Below are 17,857 nucleotides of genomic sequence, written 5' to 3'. Positions count from 1 at the left end.
AATCAGCCTTTGCGTTTCTTGATCTCTTCAGTCGCCTGCGGAAGGACCTGGAAGAGGTCTCCGATGATGCCGAAGTCGGCGATCTCGAAGACCGGTGATTCGGCGTCCTTGTTGACGGCGACAATGACCTTGGCGGTCTGCATGCCGGCTTTCTGCTGGATGGCGCCGGAGATGCCAGCCGAAATGTACAGCTGCGGGGAAACCGTCTTGCCGGTCTGGCCCACCTGCGCATCATGGCCGATCCAGCCCGCGTCGGTCGCGGCGCGGGACGCACCGACGGCGGCACCGAGGGCGTCGGCGAGTTCCTCCACGGGACCGAAGTCGCCGTCGACGCCGCGGCCGCCTGCCACGACAATCCGGGCCTCAGTGAGGTCCGGACGGCCGCTGGCGGGCTTGTCCTTGCGGCCCGTAATGCGGGCAGCGCCGGCTGAGGCGGATTCGGGAACCTCAACAGTGAGGACCTCGGGGCTTACTGCCACAGCCGCGGGCTCCGGAGTGACGCTGTTCGGCTTGACCGTCAGCACGGAGACGGCTGTGGTTGCCTTGGCCGTGGTGGTGTAGGAGCCCGCGAGCACCGACTTGTGGGCCGTGCCGTCCGGGTCCACCGCCACGACGTCGGTGATGACGCCGGCGCCGAGCTTGATGCCCAACCGGGCTGCGATCTCCTTGCCGTCGAACGAGTTCTCGAGGAGCACGGTGGTGGCTCCGGAGGCCGCAACCGCCCCGGCAAGGTAGGCGGCCTTGGGGCCGACCAGGTAAGCGTCCAGGTCGTCCGACGACGGCCGGAAGATGGTGGTGGCGCCGCTGGCTCCGAAGGCGCCGGTGACGTCGTCGTTCAGCGGGCCGTTGACCGCGACGGCCGTGTCACCGAGAGATCGGGCGATCGTCAGCAATTCCAGGCTGCTCTTTTTGAGGGCCTGGCCGGGGTTGTCAATGAATACAAGTACTTTTGCCATGTCTGGAATCCTCTTAGAGCAGCTTCTGGGCGGCCAGGAACTCGACCAGCTTGATGCCGGCGTCGCCTTCGTCGGTGATGATGGTGCCGGCAGTGCGCGGCGGCCGGGCGGCGGCCGTCTGCACTTCGGTCCAGGAACCGGACTTGCCCACCTGTGCGGGGTCGACGCCGATCTCCGCTAGCGTGAGGGTGGTGATGCTCTTGCGCTTTGCCGCGATGATTCCCTTGAAGTTGGGGAAGCGCGGCTCGTTGATTTGGTCGGTGACGGACACGACGGCCGGCAGCGTTGCCTCGATCGTGTCGTAGTGCGTGTCGCTGTCGCGGCGGGCAATGACGCGGCCGCCGTCCACTTCCAGCTCGGAGGCAAACGTGACCTGAGGAAGGTCCAGCCGCTCCGCCAGCTGCGCAGGCACGAGGGAGGTCTCGCCGTCGGTGGACGCCATGCCGGTGAGGACCAGGTCCACGGGGCTGTCCGCGCCAAGGTGGCGGACCGCTGCTGCCAGCGCAAAGGACGTCGCGGCCGCATCAGAACCGGCCAGCGCGTCGTCGCGGAGGTGAACGCCTTCGGTGGCGCCGATCTGGAGCGACTTCTTGATGGCATTGACGGCGCCGGCGGGGCCCATGCTCAGGGCGATGACCTGATTGCCGGCCTTCGCTCCGCCGCGGGCCTCTATCAGCTGCAGGGCAGCTTCCAGGGCGTATTCGTCCAGCTCGGACAGGATGCTATCGGCGCGGTCCGTGGTGTTGTCCTCGCCGGTGAGGTGACGGTCCAATTGCGCGTCTGGTACATGCTTGACCAGAACGATGATCTTCAATGTCTCTTCCACTTTCTGTACAGCAGCCTTCCATGCTTGTGGATAGCCAGCCGGGTGAGGTTATGGCCGCGGATCTCCCCCGGGGTGCGGGTAGAACCAAGCTAACCATATAGCGGGGCGGCCGCGCCGTCCCGTTAACGCCTGTGTCAGGCCGGGCGCAGGCTGCCGCCTGCACACAGCTGAGGCGGGGCACCATACCGGTGTCCCCGCCTCAGCCCTGCGGTCAATGCCTGCTTGTAGCCTTGCCGGAACTGGTCCCGGCGCCTACTGCTCGGCTGCCGCCCCGAGCGTCACGTCCACTTGCTGTTCCTTGCCGCCGCGCAGGATCGTGACCTTCACCGAGGCGCCCGCCGGCTGCTCCCGAACCGCCGCCGTCAGCTGGTTGGGATCACTGATGGCAAGGTCGTTGAACTTCGTGACGACGTCGCCCACCTTAAGGCCGGCCTTGGCCGCAGCGGAACCGGACTCGACGGTAGCCACTTCGGCGCCCACCGAGAACGACGAGTTTGAAGACGTGGATGACTTCGGCTTGACGCTGACTCCGAACTGGCCGTGCGTTGCCTTTCCGGTGTCGATGATCTCCTGGGCCACGCGCTTGGCGAGGTTGATGGGGACGCTGAAACCGACGCCGATGTTGCCGCTGGTGCTGGATTCACCCCCGGCTGAAGCAATGGCCACGTTGACACCAATGACCTCACCCTTGCTGTTGACCAGTGCACCGCCGGAGTTGCCCGGGTTGATGGCTGCATCGGTCTGGATCACGTTGAGCGAGATGGATCCCTGGTTCGAGGTGCTCTGGCTCTGCCCGCCGTCCGGCGGTGCGAACTCGAAGCCGCCTTCGCCGTCGCCCTGGGAGTCATCCGCGCCGTCCTTCGGCGCTGCCGATGAGGCAACGCTGATGGTCCGGTTCAGCGTGGAGACAATACCGTCGGTGACCGTTCCCGTCAGGCCCAGCGGTGATCCGATGGCGATGGCGGTGTCCCCCACGTTGAGCTTGCCGGAGTCACCAAGTGTTGCCGGAGTCAGCCCGGAAGGATTGTCCAGCTTGATGACGGCCAGGTCGCTCAGGGGGTCGGTGCCGACGATTTTTGCGGTGAGCACCCTGCCGTCGCTGGTCCGGACTTCGATGGTGGCGTTGGCCGTTTTCCCGTCGAGGGTCACGACGTGCGTGTTGGTCAGGATGTGGCCGTCCTCATCGAGGATGATTCCCGATCCGGTGCCGCCGTCGCTTCCGCTGGTCGCTTTAATGGTCACAACGCTTGGTGACGCCTTCAGCGAGGCCGCGGTGATGACGTTTACGTCGTCCTTGTTGTTGACGATCACAGTGCCAGGCTGGCTGCCGGTGCTGCTTACGGCTGAGGAGGAGCCGTTGTTCAGGAAGGCATCGCTGGCGGCCACCACTCCGCCGCCCACGAGGCCGGCAGCCAGGATGCTGGCCACCAGGGTTCCCACACCGAACGCGGCCTTGCGCTTCGGCGCGCTGGCGGGGTCGGAGGCATACATGCTGCCCTGCTGATGCTGGCTGCCCTGTCCGGGGTAGGAGCCGCCGCCTGGGTACGGTCCATAGTGCTGGGGGGATCCGTGCTGGGGGGATCCGTGCTGGGCGGCAGGTCCGGCCTGCTGGCCGTAGAACGGCTGGTGAGGGGGATAGACGGGCCGCGGAGCGCCGTCGGCTTCCGGGTGCGGCTGTCCCTCGCTGGCATGCGCCGAAGCCGGCTGCGGCTGGTCAATCCGGATGGTCGGGTTGTCCTGGGCTGAGTCCCCGGCTGGCTGCGCCGCTGACTGAGGCTCCCGATGCCCTGCATCCAGCGGCTGCGTGTCCGCCTGAGGAGGCTGTGCCGGCCAGCCTTCCCGAGGCTTTTCCGGATCCCTATTCTCAGGTGACGCACCCTGTGCTGGGTTCTCAGTCATTAGACTTCCTTTCATCCTTGTCTGCCTTTAACTATGGACCCTCTGACTGAAGCTAAAGCGGACGTTGGCTGGGAGGTTCCTGAACGCCGTCAGAATCCACTTTTCATGGGCCCGATTCACGGATGCAGCGCTTTTCGCTGGTGGCATATTCCCCGTTGTGGACGGGCAAATAGGTGCACCATAGAATCAAATGGAATTGCCACAGCGACCTGCGGCTTTACACATGCGTGGGGGCGCTGCTGCATTCTGTGACGACTGGCTCGGCCCGAATCAGTCGCAGAAGTGCTGAAGGGTTGCACATGCGGTCTAAGTTCAAACGTCTCCTCGCCGTGATCGGCCTTGCCGGGTTGTTGGCGGTTCCCGCCACTAGCGCCTGGGCCGAGCCACCGGTGACCATCCCGTCCGGCCAAAACATCGTAGACAACGCCAATGTGCTGGGCGGCCGCAAGGCCGAAGTCCAGGAAGCAATCCAAAAGCTTCTCAAGGACCACAAGTACAACCTGTACGTGGTCACCGTGAAGAAGTTCGAAAGCCCCACGGATCCCAAGGCATGGGCCCAGGAAGTGGCGAAGAACAAGGGCATGGGTAAGGCCGACGTAATACTGGCGATGTCGGACGAAGGTAAGTTCTACTTTGCGCCGAATTCAACGAGTTCCATAGCCTCCAAAACGAGCAACATCTCTCAGAACGCGATCGTGGCCAACCTCGCTGGCGGCAAGAAAGACTATGCCCAGGCTGCCATTGACACAGCCTCGGCAGTGGGTGATGCCGCCGGCGGAGGCAGCGGTACCGTTTCCTCCGGTGACGGCGCAGGTGCTGCCGTCCTGGTGGGTACCGGCGTCGTGGCAGCGGGCGGCGTGGGCGCCTACCTCTACTTCCGGAACCGCCGGAAGAAGGCGGCCATCGCCTCAAGCGCGAGCTACGGACCGCAAGGCGCAGAGCTCGACCCGCTGGCTTCGCTGAGTGTGGACGACCTGCGGAAGAAGAGCGGCTCGCTGCTTATTGAGGCCGATAATGCGATCAACTCGAGCGAGCAGGAACTCGGCTTCGCCCAGGCACAATACGGCGATGCCGCCGTCGGGAACTTCACCAAGGCCCTGCAGGAAGCCAAAGGCCACATGTCCGAGTCGTTCAAACTCCAGCAGCAGCTTGACGACCACATCCCGGACACCGAGGAACAGCAGCGGAGCTGGCTTGGCGAGATCATCCGCCGTTCGGAAGCTGCCCTTGCCTCGCTCCAGGAGCAAAAGGCAGACTTCGATTCGCTCCGCGAGCTCGAAAAGAACGCACCCCAGGCCCTGGCGGCAGTGAACGCCGGCGCCCGGGATGCTGACGCCCGGATCGCGACTGCGGAACAGACCCTCTCCGCGCTGCGGGCCAAGTACGCGGACAGCGCCCTGGTCCAGGTCTCGGACAACATCGGCCAGGCCAAGGAGCGGCTCGCCTTCGTGCAGAACGCCACTTCAACGGCCCAGGACAAGCTGGCATCCGGAGAAAGCAGCCTGGCTGCCGTAGCCGTCCGTGCCGCTGAAGAAAGCCTGCACCAGACCAAGGTGCTGATCGACGCCATTGCGAAGGTCTCGGGAAGCCTGGATGAGGCCCGCAACAGCCTCGAAGCGGCAGTGGTTGACACCGCCCAGGACCTTGCACAGGCCAAGGCAATCATCCAGTCCGGCGCCCATCCGGAGCTGGCAGGACCAGTGGCCGGCGTGGAAGCTGCCCTGGCGCAGGTGAAGGCGGAGATCCAGGGCGGAAAGATCGATCCGATCGCCACCCTGGAGCGGGTTGAGACAGCCCATCAGGCGCTGGATCAGTCACTGTCCGGAATCCGCGACCAGCAGGAACAGGCCCGCCGCGCACAGGCGTCGCTGCAGCAGACCATTATGTCGGCCCAGGCGCAGATCAGTGCCACGTCCGACTACATCACCGCACGCCGCGGCGGGGTCGGGACCGAGGCGCGGACCCGGCTGGCCGAAGCCCAGCGGAACCTGGACTATGCCTTGTCCATATCCCGCAATGATCCGGTCACGGCTCTCACGTACGCCCAGCAGGCCCACGCCCTCGCGGCACAGGCAGCGCAGCTTGCCCAAGGGGACGTGGACAGCTTCGGCTACGCCAACCAGGGCTATGGCCGCGGCGGCGGCATGTTCGGCGGCGGCGGGGGTGGCGGCCTCGGCGGCGCCATCCTGGGCGGCATCCTCATCAACTCCATCCTGAACGGCGGCAGCGGCGGCGGCTGGGGCGGCGGCCACAGCGACGGCGGCGGCTGGGGCGGCGGCGGCGGAGGTGGCGACTTCGGCGGCGGCGACTTTGGCGGCGGCGACTTCGGCGGCGGCGACTCCGGTAGCTTCTAGCTGATCCAAAGACTCGCGGCGGCCGGTTCCCACCGGCCGCCGGGTAGAAGCGGTACATCAAATGTTCACTGAATTCAGTGGCGACCACTGAGCAGGACGAAAGGTAACACCATGAAGCAGTCCATTTTCGGCCGCATGGCGCAGCTCGCGAAGGCGAACATCAATTCCCTGCTGGACCAGGCCGAAGACCCGCAGAAGATGCTGGACCAGATGGTCCGGGACTACACCAACAACATTGCCGAAGCAGAGTCCGCAGTGGCGCAGACCATCGGTAACCTGCGGATGCTCCAGGACGACTACAACGAGGACATCAAGAATGCCCACGACTGGGGCAACAAGGCCCTGGCAGCGTCCCGCAAGGCCGACGAGTACCGGAGCAGCGGCGATGCAGTCGACGCCCAGAAGTTCGACAACCTGGCCAAGGTCGCTATCCAGCGCCAGATGGCTGCCGAGAGCGAGGCCAAGGCTGCCGAGCCGAGCATCGCTTCGCAGAGCGAGGTTGTGGACAAGCTCAAGACCGGCCTGGACCAGATGAAGGGCAAGCTCAACGAGCTGACCAGCAAGCGCAACGAACTCGTGGCGCGCTCCAAGACCGCCGCTGCCCAGTCGCAGGTGCACGACGCGCTCAAGAGCATTGACTTCATGGACCCCACCAGTGAGGTTGGCCGGTTCGAAGAGAAGATCCGCCGCGAAGAGGCCAAGGTCCGCGGCCAGCAGGAGCTTGCTGCTTCCAGCCTGGACGCCCAGTTCAACCAGCTTGAAGACCTTGGCGAACAGACCGAGATCGAAGCGCGGCTCGCTGCCCTGAAGTCCGGCGGTGCGAAGCCTGCGATCGGATCGTCGGCCAACTCCTCGGCTGCCGCCTCCACCGTTGAAGAAGCTGATTTCGACAAGCTGTAGGCTGCCGCTCCGGCCCATGATCCGGACGTAAAAAGGCCGGGGTCCCGCGTGGGACCCCGGCCTTTTTGATGCGGGGCCGCCGGAGGAGGGCTATCGCACGCTGACAGCCGGCTCGCCGGCTGCTGTCAGCCCGGTCCCTGCGGTGCAGCTCCCGGAACGGACGGCGCCGTCGTTGTAGACCTGACGCAGGCAGTTACGGAGGGCCAGCTGGCCCCAATAGTTGGGATGCAGGGATTCCTGGATGTAGTAGTCGCTGAAGGCGGTGCTGGCAGTCCGGACCTCGTTGATCCACTCGCTGATGTCCGCGGCGCCCGTGCTGCGCCAGTCTGCCAGGGCGGTATTGTCGAGCTTCTGCGTCGTGGCTGCGCACAGTTCATGGCCGCTGAACAGCGAGGCCACATCCAGGGTGTGGATGCCGTCCACGCCGGAAGCGGCGATTCCGGCCGAAATGGTGGCGTTGATGGCGGGGAGGGCGGTTCCCGAAGCCCAGTCCAGGTCTGCGTTCCAGAAACCGCAGCCGTAGGTGCTTTGCCGGCTGAATCCGCTCTCGGGATAGGAAACGTCGGCGCTCCGCGGCAGGGGTGAGACGTAGTTTTGTACCACCATGCTGTATTCACCGGGCGCGTATCCGGCGGCAGTCATGGCCTTGGCCACATTCGCGAGCGAAGCGCCGATCCGTGATGCCACGGCTGCGCGGTTCGTGGCCGAAAAATTCGTGGCCACCGTTGCCGAGTCCTTGCAGTAGCTCGGGGCCCACCACGGGCTGGTCATGAACTTGGAAACACAGGTGGCGATGATGCCTGCAAACCCGAGATCGTTGCCGCCGACCGACACCACAATCATCCTCACGCGGTTGGCCGACGCAAAGTTCTGCAGCGCCAGCGCCTGGCCCATGTTGCCGGCAGCATCGCTGTAGAAGTCCAGCCCCGGTTTGAAGTGCCCGGATGAGTTCCAGGACGTGGCCGTCTTGGCACCGGAACAGGACAGATTGAGCGCCCAGGCCTGCCCGATCCCAATCTCAGCAGAGGATGAACGGTGGCAGCCGACAGTGCTCTCCGACTGACCGGCGTCAAGATACGCGGCGTCGCCCAAGGCATCAGTTTGCGAGGGGTCACTCGAATTGCCCGCCCAGCGCCCCGCCTCCCCCGAAATATAGGAATCCCCTACGCTGACCACCCACCCGTCACCGGGAGGAGGAGCCGCGTGCACGGCTGGGGCGGTCAGGGCGGAAACGGTGATTGCGACAGCCAGGGCGGCGAAGAGCACCCGCCTGGCCGGGTGCCTGTGGACCGACATCCGGGGCTGTCCGGCCGGTGCAAGGAATAGCTTCATTGGTCATCCTTTTCCTGTCCGCGGCAACATTGCGGCGAACAGGTTGCCGGCGTCCGGACGCCTCCAGCCGGATGCCGTCATCAACAGGAAAAGAGCCTGATCCGAACGGGACCGTCCGTGCGGAGAAACTGCGCAGCGGACGGCGTGGAGCGAGTCTACGGCGAAGTTACCAGCCAGTAAATAGAGCTGCCCGGCGTGTACCGTGGAAGCATGCCTTCCACCATCGTCTGGCTTCGTGACGACCTCCGCCTGGATGACAATCCGGCCCTGGCCGATGCGGCAGCCTTGGGCCACGCCATGACCGTCGTCTATGTCCTGGATGAGGAGTCGGTCGGCGTGCGCCCCTTGGGTGGCGCCGCCAAGTGGTGGCTCCACCATTCCTTGGCGTCTCTGGCCAGTGGCCTGGAAGCCTTGGGCTCCCGGCTGGTGCTGCGACGAGGGAGCGCCGCCGGGATCATCCGGGAGCTGGCAGCCGAAACCGGGGCCACGCATCTCCGGTGGAACCGCAGATACGGCGGCCCCGAACGCACCATCGATGCAGGGGTGAAGGGCTGGGCCGCAGATCATGGCCTGGATGCCGCGAGCTTCCAGGCCAGCCTCATGTTCGAGCCGTGGACCGTGCGCACCGGAGCGGGCGGACCGTACAAGGTATTCACGCCTTTCTGGCGCGCCTGCATGGAGAGCGGCGAGCCGCGCATGCCCGCCGACTCCCCGGACAGGCTTCCGGTTCCGGGCCGCGACACCCGCGGTGCGCTGCCGGGCAGCGATGACCTGGAGGCTTGGGGGCTGCTCCCCCGCACCCCCGACTGGAGCGCAGGCCTCGCGGCGGTGTGGACCCCCGGGGAATTAGGCGCGCACGCTCGCCTGCAGGAGTTCGTGGACGGCCCCGTCGAGGACTATGGGACCGGCCGCGACAGACCAGGACTCGAGGGCACCAGCCGCCTCTCACCCCACCTTCGCTTCGGTGAGATCAGTCCCTTCCGCGTCTGGCAGGCGCTCCGGGAGCGGTTCCCACGCCAGGCGCCTGCCGACGTCGGGATCTTCCGGTCCGAACTGGGCTGGCGGGAGTTCTGCTGGCAGCTGCTGTACGAGAACCCGGCGCTGGCCACCCGCAACTACCGTCCCGACTTCGACCGCTTCGAGTGGCAAACGCCGTCGGACGCTGAGCTGGCGGCCTGGCAGCGGGGCCGGACAGGCTATCCGCTGGTGGACGCCGGCATGCGTCAGCTGTGGCAGACGGGCTGGATGCACAACCGTGTCCGGATGGCGGCCGCATCGTTCCTGGTGAAGAACCTGCTGGCTGACTGGAGGCTGGGGGAAGCCTGGTTCTGGGACACGCTGGTGGACGCCGACGCAGCCAGCAATCCGGCCAACTGGCAATGGGTGGCCGGATCCGGAGCGGACGCCTCCCCCTACTTCCGGATCTTTAACCCCGTCACGCAAAGCAAAAAGTTCGATGCAGCGGGCCGGTACCTGCGGGAGTTCATCCCGGAACTCGCGGACCTGAGTGACAAAGAGATCCACGAACCGTGGAAGACGCCGGAGCTCTCCGCCGGCTATCCGGAGCCGGTGGTGGGCCTGCCCGAGTCGCGTGAGCGGGCCCTGGAGACCTACCAGAGGCTCAAGGACAGCTGACCGGCGGCCCGAACCTCGTCCCGGACTGCCGCGTGCGTCAGCGGGCAGGTCAGCGGCTGCTGACCTTGCCCATCAGGGAAGCAACGGGGCCCAGGAAGAGCGGCCGGGCCAGGAACCACGCCGCGACCATCGCCGCGACCGATGCTGCGAAGATGCCGAAGCCCACCCAGCTGACGTCGTCGCTACCGCCGTACATGTGGTTGAGGTTCCGCAGCGCACCGGTGGCCAGGACCAGGAACACGTGGACGACGACGAACGCAACAAAGTAGATCATCACCGGGAAGTGCACGGCGCGGGCGGCCTCGATCGGGTAAGCCTTGTTCAGCGCCTTGGCGTTCTTGGGCCAGGCCGACGACATCCGCAGGCCAGTGATGAATGCCAGGGGCGCGGCGATGAAGACAGTGACGAAATAGGTCAGCAGCTGGAGGGCGTTGTAGTTGACCCAGCCGTTCTCCGTGGGCCAGTTCAGCGACGCGTACTGCAGCGCAGCCGAGAGCGCGTTGGGGAAGACATCCCAACTGGTGGGCACGATCCGCACCCACTGGCCGGTGGCGAACAGCAGGACGGCGAACACAATGCCGTTGAGGATCCACAATGCGTCCAGGACGAGGTGGAACCACAGTGCCAGGCTGATTTTCGTCGGCGCATTCCTGGTCCGGATCGGGCCTTTGTTGTTCCGCGTCCAGTAGGCAGCAGGACGGGTCTGCGTGCGCACCTGCCAGCCGGAACGGATGATCAGCAACAAGAAGAAGCCGTTGAGGAAATGCTGCCAGCCCAGCCACGCGGGGAAGCCGACGGGAGCACCCTCGGGAAGCTCTGAGTGACCCGGGTAGTCCGCCACGAAGTCTTTCACGCCGGCAAGCCCTGTGGCCCACTTAGCGAGCAGCACTACGAGAAGCAGGGCGACGAGCACAGCCGGTACTGCCCAATACAGTTTGGCCCACTTGCTCTTCGCAGATCCGGACTTCTTCTTGGTTGGTAGTGACATCGAACAGCATTCCTCTCGAGAATGATCGACCAGTGACGTAGGCGGGCCCACCCCGGCCGGGCTGCACCGGCAGGAGCGGTGGCTGGGTGAAGTGCGCCTTAATAGCTTGAATCATGAACAGCGGAAGAGCGAACCCGTGTGCGGCGGCGGTCATGCCCCGCAACATAAAGACCGTTGCTTTGGAGGCGACGGCCTGCCAATGCGGTGATCGTCCAATGCGGTGATCGTCATTGAACAGCCACGTGGCACGGTAGGACGTTGCCTCCGCGAATGAGAATACTAGGAAATGCTAGTAGTTGGGGCCTGCAGACAAAGAAAGAGGCCCTGACCGGGTTTTCCCGGTCAGGGCCTCTCATTGGTTGCGGGGACAGGATTTGAACCTGTGACCTCTGGGTTATGAGCCCAGCGAGCTACCGAACTGCTCCACCCCGCGTCGCAAGATCAACACTACCGTACTTTCGCGGCCGTCCTGACCACGGCCCCTTCCGGGCTGCTGGAGGGCCCACTGGAGGGGTCGTTGACGGCCATTGACGGGCCCTGCTGCCGGACGGAAACCGACCGGACGCACCGCCGGACCGCGGACCGCCATCAGACCGACCGTCCGACCCCAAAAACGACAAAGCAAAAGGCCCGGAACTCTCTTTCGAGAATTCCGGGCCTTTCCTTCAGTTGCGGGGACAGGATTTGAACCTGTGACCTCTGGGTTATGAGCCCAGCGAGCTACCGAACTGCTCCACCCCGCGTCGCAAGAACAACATTACCCGCCAGTGAACTTCAGGCCAAATCGAGGGGACGTGATCTGTGTCTCTGCAGCGTCGGGACCGCCAAAAACACCTATGGACCGGCGGGCGCAGGCAGGTGCGGGCGTCCCGGTCGCTGCGGCAACGGCAAAGGCCGGCTTCCCCTGTCCTTGCGGAAGGGGAAGCCGGCCTATACGGGGCTGGGCGGGCTAGCGCCAGCCTCGCTGCGTGATCAGTTGTTCGGAGTGGGCGACGGCGTCGCGGCAGCTGACGGGTCAGCCGTGGGGGCCGGGGTGGCTCCCTGCGTCGGTGTTGCGCTGTCGGCACCGAGCTTGGCTTCGGCGTCAATCGCCTTTTGCAGAGCGGCATTCAGTTTCTTTTGCTGCTCTCCGTAGGCTGCAAAGTCACCCTTGGCGAGGGCTTCCTGGCCGGCCCGAATGGCTGCGTTCGCCTCTTCCAGCGCGGCCTTCAGCTCAGCCTTGGCATCCGTGCCGCCGGTGGCCGGAGGGGTGCCGCCGGTCGCGGGGGGAGGCGTCTGGCCGTTGTTGTCCGAGTCCCCGGCTGATGCGCCCGAGTCCCCGCCGAACAGCTGGTTCAATGCCTGGTCCAAGGTCGGCGCGAAGCCGATCTTGTCTCCGAAGGCCACCAGGACGCGCTGCAGCGTGGGGTACGACGTTTCGCCTGTGGAGCGCAGGTAGACAGGTTGCACGTACAGCAGGCCGCCACCCGCCGGGAGGGTCAGGAGGTTGCCGTTGAGCACGTCGGACGCGCCCTGCCGGAGCAGGTTCAAAGCCTGGGACACTGTGGGATCCGAGTTGAACTTGTTCTGGGCCTGGCCCGGGCCGGGAACCTGCGCTTCCGGTGGAATCTGCAGGAGCCTGAGCTGGCCATAGCTTTCGGCCTTGACACCCTTCTGGTTACCGGCGTCGGAATCCGCAGCGAGGAACCCGTAAAGCACGTTTCGGGCGGTTCCGTTGACCACCTGCGGAATAAACGAAGACGTGAGCTGGAACGCAGGCTTGTCCTGGTCCGGCATCTTCAGCGACATGTAGAACGGCGGCTGCTTGACCGGCTCAGTGACCGTGGGATCGTTCGGCACGGACCAGGCGTCATTGTTTGTATAGAAGTTGTCCGCCTGGGTGACGTGGTAGCGGCCCAGCAGTTCGCGCTGGACCTTGAACAGGTCCTCGGGGTAGCGGACGTGGCTCATGAGCTCGCCGGACATCTCCGAGTACGGCTTCAGGGAGGTCGGGAAGACCTTCTGCCAGGCCTTCAGCACCGGGTCCTGGTCGTCCCACGCATACAGCGTGACGGAGCCGTCGTAGGCGTCAACAGTTGCCTTGACGGAGTTACGGATGTAGTTCACCGAGCTGTTGGGCAGGGCAACGCTGCGCCCCGCCGTCGTCTGTGAATCCGCGGTGGCAGAGGACAACTGTTCCTGCTGCGAATAGGGGTAATACTGGCTGGTGGTGTAGCCGTCCACAATCCATTTCACGCGGCCGTCCACGACTGCCGGGTAGGCGTTGCCGTCGACCGTGAGGTACGGGGCGACCTTTTCGACGCGGTCCCGCGGGTTGCGGTCATAGAGGATCTGCGAATCGGCGTTCACACCGTCTGACAGCAGGAGGTCGGAGGACTGGAACTTGATCGCGTAGAGGACCTTGTTGAAGAAGCTGCCGACATTCGGGCCGCCGTTGCCGGTAAAGGTGTACTGGGTTTCGCCGTCACCTTCCTTGCCGGCGGGACGGTCCTGCTCGCGGTGCGGTGAACCGTCCGGGGCTCCGACGATCGAGTATTCAGGGGAGTTCTCGCCGAAGTAGATCCGGGGCTGATAGGTCGTATCGTTGCCGAGGACTCCGGTTGACGGAATGCCGGCCTGAAGGAATTCCGGCTTGCCGTCGGCGGTGAACTTGTTGCCCTTGGCGGCCACCACGCCGTAGCCGTGGGTGTAGACCACGTGCCGGTTCAGCCAGGACTGCTGGTTGGCGCTTAGGCCGTCCGGGTTCAGCTCACGGACGGCGATCACGGTGTCCTGGACTTTGCCGTCCACTTCGTACCGGTCAACGTTGAGCGCTTTCGGGAACTGATAGTACGGCCGGTACTGCTCCAGCTGGGAGAACGCGTCCGAAATCAGGTTCGGGTCTAGGAGCCGGATATTGGCGGTGGTTTGGGCATCCGGAGCCAGTGCGCCAGTGGTGGCCGTAGTGGTGGCGTTATACCGCTTCTCCTGGATCTTATCGAGGCCGTAGGCGGCACGGGTCATGCTGATGTTCCGCTCGATGAACGGCTTCTCAAGCGTCTGTTCGGACGGGCGCACCTGGAACTGCTGTATGACCCATGGGTAGACACCGCCGGCAAGGATGGAGGTAATGACCAGCATTGCCGTGCCGATGACGGGCAGGCGCCATTTGCCGATCACGGCGGCGACGATGAACAGGATGGCGACCAGTGCGGCAGCCACGGCCAGGATGGACTTCGTGGGGATCACCGCGTTGACGTCCGTGTATAGCGCACCGGCCCAGCGTCCGCCGCTGTTCTGCACGGCGGAGTAGCGGTCCAGCCAGAAGTTCACGCCGAGCAGCAGCAGGAAGGCCGCGCCCGTCACGGCGAGGTGGATCTGTGCGGCCCGGCTGGTGAAGATGCCGCGCTCCATGATCCTGATGCTGCCGTACAGGTAATGCGTGAGAATTCCCGCGATGCCTGCGACCACAACAACGCTGATGAGGAAGCCCGTCACGAATCCGAGGAACGGCAAGGTCATCAGGTAGAAGCTGATATCCAGGTTGAACTGCGGATCGTTCTGGCCGAAGGACTCCTGGTTCAGGAACAGCAGCACTTTCTGCCACTGGCTGGCCGCGGCGCTTCCGGCGAAGAGACCAAACAGCACCGGCAGGCCCACCATGACCACCCGGCGGACAGGTTCCAGCTGCGCCTGGTAGCGGTTCAGGTTGTCCCTGATCTCCGAATCCGGGGCGTAAACGGGGCGGGCGTGATAGGCGATGCGGATGGCATAGAACATGGCCAGGAACATGAGGGCGAAGCCGGCAAGGAAGATGACAATCCGGGCCAGGTTTTCCGTGAGGAAAACTTCAAAGAAACCAAGCTGCTGGTACCAGAGGACATCGGTCCAAACATTGGCGAAGAAGATGAATCCGACCACAACAAGTGCTACGACGATCAATGTCGGCGTCAAGGCACCTCGCCTTGGCTGGGGTCTTCCGGGCGGTGTGGGGCTGGCAGGACGGGACAAACTCGGTACCTCATAGCTGGTTGTCAGTGACTGGTCTTGTCAAAATCAGAGCGCGAGTGATGGTGTTGCTCGGACCGCCGCTGCACCTCCGAGGGGAGGGTCAGCATCAGTCATTAATGCCACGAGTGGCGGTGGTGCTTAGTTCCTGCAATTAGTCTAGTTGCTGGTGCACGTGGGAAGACCGGATGTGTCGCGGCCCGAACCGATCACGTTGACGGCTTCCCGGGCCTCAGCCAGGTTCTCGACTTTCACCACCTGGAGCCCGTCCGGGATGTGTCCCACCACTTCCGCGCAGTTGGCAGCCGGGGCCAGGAACACCGTCGCGCCGTCCTCCCTTGCCCCGTACATCTTCTGTCCGATCCCGCCGATGGATCCCACGACGCCATCGGGCGTGATGGTACCGGTCCCGGCAATGTGTTTGCCGCCGGTCAGGTCCCCCGGCGTCACGGTGTCGACGATGCCGAGGGCGAACATCATGCCCGCGCTGGGGCCGCCCACCTTGTCGAGGGAAATCTTCACCTCAAAGGGGAATTTGAAGTCGTACTGCAGCAGCACCCCGAGGATGAACTTGCCGGCGGCGTTCTCACTGGGGGTGATGGTCTCCGTGACAGGAGCGCCGTCGCGGGTGACGACGACGGTGGCGGGCTTTCCGTTTCCGGCGGCCAGTTCCTCCTGGACAACGCGAAGCGACGTCACGGGCTTGCCGTTCACGGTGGAAAACACATCCCCGGCCTGCAGCTTGCCGGCCGAGGCCGACTGGTCCGCGAGGTCCGCCACCAACAGCTTTTGTTCAAACGGAATGCCGAGTTCCTTCAGGGCGGAGGCCGTGGCGTTCTCCTGGGATGTGGTCATTGCCACTGCGCTCTCCTGCTGGGACTCCTCCTTCGTGACCCCTGTGGGAAAGATGAGCTCCTCCGGGTAGACGGCCTTTGACTTGTCCAGCCATGCTGAAAAGGCCTCGAACACGCTGACCGGGCCGTTGGGTCCGCCGTCGACATAGACGGTGGTGAGGTCAAGGTTCCCCTTGGCCGGAAACGTCTCGCGGCCCGTCACGCTGATGACCGGCTTGCCGTTGTCATTGGCCAGGGTATTAAAAGTGGGCCCTGGCGATTCCACGACATACGGCACGGGGAGGCTGGCGGCGGTGATACCCAGCGCGAGTGCCAACAACCCGGAGGCCACCATCGCCGGGTAGCGATTGTCGCGTGCTTTGGCACGACGGGACTTCGGCCGGCGCGGAAGCGTGCCGTGAGTGGTCCCGCCGTCGTGTTCCGAATCCGCGGGATCCCCGGGAACCTGGCCACCCTGAGTAATTGTCAATGAAGGACCTCTCCGCACCTGCGCCCGTGGGACGCGGCACTGTGGCTGCACCCGATCAGAATGCCGGCAGCCTGCAAATATTCCGATTACTAACACTACGCGTTTGAGCCGGCCCGTATGCTCTTTGCCCACAGCGAACGGGGCCGGATTCGGCAGACAGCCGCCGATGCCCCGGGGTACCGTGAAGGTGATCAACAGTCACACCGACGATCGGCGGGATAATGACCTCCAACCCACTCAATCCGTCCAATGGCGACGACGACACGCCGAAGGATCCGCTAGCGGAAATGCTGCAAAACCTCATGGGTGGCAAGGGCATGGGCAACATCGACCCCGCCGAACTGGCCAAGGCAGCCGGTCTTCCCGATGATCCGAACCTCCTGGCCCAGATGTTCTCGCAGGTCCAGGCCATGATGAGCGCATCTTCCGAGGGGCCCGTCAACTGGCAGCTTGCCCACGAGAACGCCCGCCGGGTGGCTGCCAGCGGCTCCGACCCATCGGTCACGTCACAGCAGTCACGGGAAATCGATGAAGCATTGCGCCTCGCCGAGTTGTGGCTGGACCAGGTGACTGAGCTTCCCGCCACCGGCCTGATCGGCCGGGCCTGGTCCCGCGCGGAATGGGTCGAGGAAACGCTCGGGACATGGAAGCGGCTCACCGAGCCGGTAGCCAACAGCATTGCCAACGCGCTGTCCACCGCCATGACCGAGCAGATGCCCGAGGAAATGAAGTCCATGATGGGCGGGGCGTCCTCCATGCTGCAGAACATGGGCGGGGCGATCTTCGGCATGCAGCTGGGCCAGGCCATTGGCGCCCTCTCCGCCGAAGTGGTCAGCTCGACAGACATCGGAGTGCCGCTGGCGGACCTGGAGATGGCCCTCCTGCCGGCCAACGTGGCCAAATTCGGTGAAGGCCTGAGCCTGCCCGAGAACGACATCCGGCTGTTCCTGGCTGTCCGGGAAGCCGCCCACGCACGGCTCTTCGTCCAGGTGCCCTGGCTCCGCGGGCACCTCCTGGGTGCCATCGAGGCCTATGCCCGGGGCATCCACATTGACACCTCCAAGATCGAGGAACTCGCCAGGGAGATCGATCCCAGCAACCCCGAAGGCATCCAGGAGGCGCTGTCCCAAGGCGTGTTCATGCCCCAGCGGACCCCGGCGCAGGAACAGGCACTGGAAAAACTCGAAACCGCGCTGGCCCTCGTGGAAGGCTGGGTGGACGAACTGACCGCGGCCGCCACCGAGAAGTTCCTGCCGTCCGCGTCTGCGCTGCGCGAGACGGTCCGGCGGCGCCGCGCCACCGGCGGCCCGGCCGAACATGCCTTCTCGTCCCTGGTGGGACTGGAGCTGCGTCCCCGGCGCCTCCGCGAAGCTGCCACCTTGTGGGCCTCCCTCAAGGAGGAACGTGGCACCGAAGGCCGGGACGCCATCTGGCACCACCCGGACCTGCTGCCCACCGGCGAGGACCTGGACGATCCGCAGGGGTTCAGTGCACGCCGCCAGCTCGCCGAAGCGAGTGACACCGAGGTGGACGACGCCCTGCAGAAGCTGCTGAACGGCGGATTCGACGAACCGGCCAAGGACGACGACGCAGCGGGCAAAGACGAAGAAACGTCAGATAAGGACGACGACGGCGGGACGCCGAAGGCCTGACGCGC

11 protein-coding genes and 2 tRNA genes are annotated in these 17,857 nt (G+C 64.8%); 4 read left to right on the top strand and 9 right to left on the bottom strand.

The window, feature by feature from the left end; genetic code table 11:
* Positions 1 to 2 precede the first annotated feature (2 nt).
* The 3 genes from AC1DRE_RS03725 to AC1DRE_RS03715 form a co-directional block, all read right to left on the bottom strand.
* A complete protein-coding gene (locus tag AC1DRE_RS03725; protein WP_476983393.1) occupies positions 3 to 956 on the bottom strand; it encodes an electron transfer flavoprotein subunit alpha/FixB family protein in 954 nt (317 codons plus the stop codon).
* A 13-nt stretch (positions 957 to 969) separates the two neighbouring features.
* Positions 970 to 1,770, bottom strand: coding sequence for an electron transfer flavoprotein subunit beta/FixA family protein (locus AC1DRE_RS03720; RefSeq protein ID WP_476983392.1), 801 nt, complete (start codon positions 1,768 to 1,770; stop codon positions 970 to 972).
* A 264-nt stretch (positions 1,771 to 2,034) separates the two neighbouring features.
* A complete protein-coding gene (locus AC1DRE_RS03715) occupies positions 2,035 to 3,681 on the bottom strand; it encodes a S1C family serine protease (protein WP_476983391.1) in 1,647 nt (548 codons plus the stop codon).
* A 299-nt stretch (positions 3,682 to 3,980) separates the two neighbouring features.
* Between AC1DRE_RS03715 and AC1DRE_RS03710 the strand changes: the two genes are divergently transcribed.
* Both AC1DRE_RS03710 and AC1DRE_RS03705 read left to right on the top strand, forming a co-directional pair.
* Positions 3,981 to 6,035, top strand: coding sequence for a TPM domain-containing protein (locus AC1DRE_RS03710; RefSeq protein WP_476983390.1), 2,055 nt, complete (start codon positions 3,981 to 3,983; stop codon positions 6,033 to 6,035).
* Positions 6,036 to 6,146: 111 nt separating this feature from the next.
* Positions 6,147 to 6,935, top strand: coding sequence for a PspA/IM30 family protein (locus tag AC1DRE_RS03705; protein WP_476983389.1), 789 nt, complete (start codon positions 6,147 to 6,149; stop codon positions 6,933 to 6,935).
* 90 nt (positions 6,936 to 7,025) lie between these two features.
* Here AC1DRE_RS03705 and AC1DRE_RS03700 read toward each other — a convergent pair whose 3' ends face one another.
* Complete coding sequence (locus AC1DRE_RS03700; RefSeq protein ID WP_476983388.1) at positions 7,026 to 8,267, bottom strand: SGNH/GDSL hydrolase family protein; 1,242 nt, start codon at positions 8,265 to 8,267, stop codon at positions 7,026 to 7,028.
* Between the two features lie 210 nt (positions 8,268 to 8,477).
* On the opposite strand from AC1DRE_RS03700, the gene AC1DRE_RS03695 reads away from it, so the two are divergent.
* A complete protein-coding gene (locus AC1DRE_RS03695) occupies positions 8,478 to 9,902 on the top strand; it encodes a cryptochrome/photolyase family protein (RefSeq protein WP_476983387.1) in 1,425 nt (474 codons plus the stop codon).
* A gap of 49 nt (positions 9,903 to 9,951) precedes the next feature.
* Here the strand turns inward: AC1DRE_RS03695 and AC1DRE_RS03690 are convergent, their stop codons facing one another.
* The 5 genes from AC1DRE_RS03690 to AC1DRE_RS03670 form a co-directional block, all read right to left on the bottom strand.
* Positions 9,952 to 10,890, bottom strand: coding sequence for a cytochrome b/b6 domain-containing protein (locus AC1DRE_RS03690; protein ID WP_476983386.1), 939 nt, complete (start codon positions 10,888 to 10,890; stop codon positions 9,952 to 9,954).
* Between the two features lie 356 nt (positions 10,891 to 11,246).
* A tRNA-Met gene (locus AC1DRE_RS03685) sits at positions 11,247 to 11,323 on the bottom strand.
* Positions 11,324 to 11,559: 236 nt separating this feature from the next.
* Positions 11,560 to 11,633: transfer RNA gene (locus AC1DRE_RS03680), tRNA-Met, on the bottom strand.
* A 229-nt stretch (positions 11,634 to 11,862) separates the two neighbouring features.
* Positions 11,863 to 14,880 carry a UPF0182 family membrane protein gene (locus AC1DRE_RS03675; protein WP_476983385.1) on the bottom strand — a complete coding sequence of 1,006 codons (3,018 nt, stop codon included), beginning with the start codon at positions 14,878 to 14,880 and terminating at the stop codon, positions 11,863 to 11,865.
* A gap of 156 nt (positions 14,881 to 15,036) precedes the next feature.
* A complete protein-coding gene (locus tag AC1DRE_RS03670; RefSeq protein WP_476983384.1) occupies positions 15,037 to 16,200 on the bottom strand; it encodes a YlbL family protein in 1,164 nt (387 codons plus the stop codon).
* A 221-nt stretch (positions 16,201 to 16,421) separates the two neighbouring features.
* Between AC1DRE_RS03670 and AC1DRE_RS03665 the strand changes: the two genes are divergently transcribed.
* Positions 16,422 to 17,852, top strand: a complete 1,431-nt coding sequence (locus tag AC1DRE_RS03665; RefSeq protein ID WP_476983383.1) for a zinc-dependent metalloprotease — start codon at positions 16,422 to 16,424, stop codon at positions 17,850 to 17,852.
* Positions 17,853 to 17,857 lie beyond the last annotated feature (5 nt).

It is taken from the genome of Arthrobacter sp. P4_H3 (assembly GCF_056400885.1).
The sequence above is the reverse complement of the archived record's forward strand: the minus strand, read 5'-3'. Positions and strand labels throughout refer to the sequence as shown.

Coding starts and splice junctions, on each gene's coding strand:
- AC1DRE_RS03715 (WP_476983391.1), bottom strand. CDS start 3,681: ATGACTGAGAACCCAGCACAGGGTGCGTCACCTGAGAATAGGGATCCG.
- AC1DRE_RS03705 (WP_476983389.1), top strand. CDS start 6,147: ATGAAGCAGTCCATTTTCGGCCGCATGGCGCAGCTCGCGAAGGCGAAC.
- AC1DRE_RS03690 (WP_476983386.1), bottom strand. CDS start 10,890: ATGTCACTACCAACCAAGAAGAAGTCCGGATCTGCGAAGAGCAAGTGG.
- AC1DRE_RS03665 (WP_476983383.1), top strand. CDS start 16,422: ATGACCTCCAACCCACTCAATCCGTCCAATGGCGACGACGACACGCCG.
- AC1DRE_RS03710 (WP_476983390.1), top strand. CDS start 3,981: ATGCGGTCTAAGTTCAAACGTCTCCTCGCCGTGATCGGCCTTGCCGGG.
- AC1DRE_RS03725 (WP_476983393.1), bottom strand. CDS start 956: ATGGCAAAAGTACTTGTATTCATTGACAACCCCGGCCAGGCCCTCAAA.
- AC1DRE_RS03695 (WP_476983387.1), top strand. CDS start 8,478: ATGCCTTCCACCATCGTCTGGCTTCGTGACGACCTCCGCCTGGATGAC.
- AC1DRE_RS03700 (WP_476983388.1), bottom strand. CDS start 8,267: ATGAAGCTATTCCTTGCACCGGCCGGACAGCCCCGGATGTCGGTCCAC.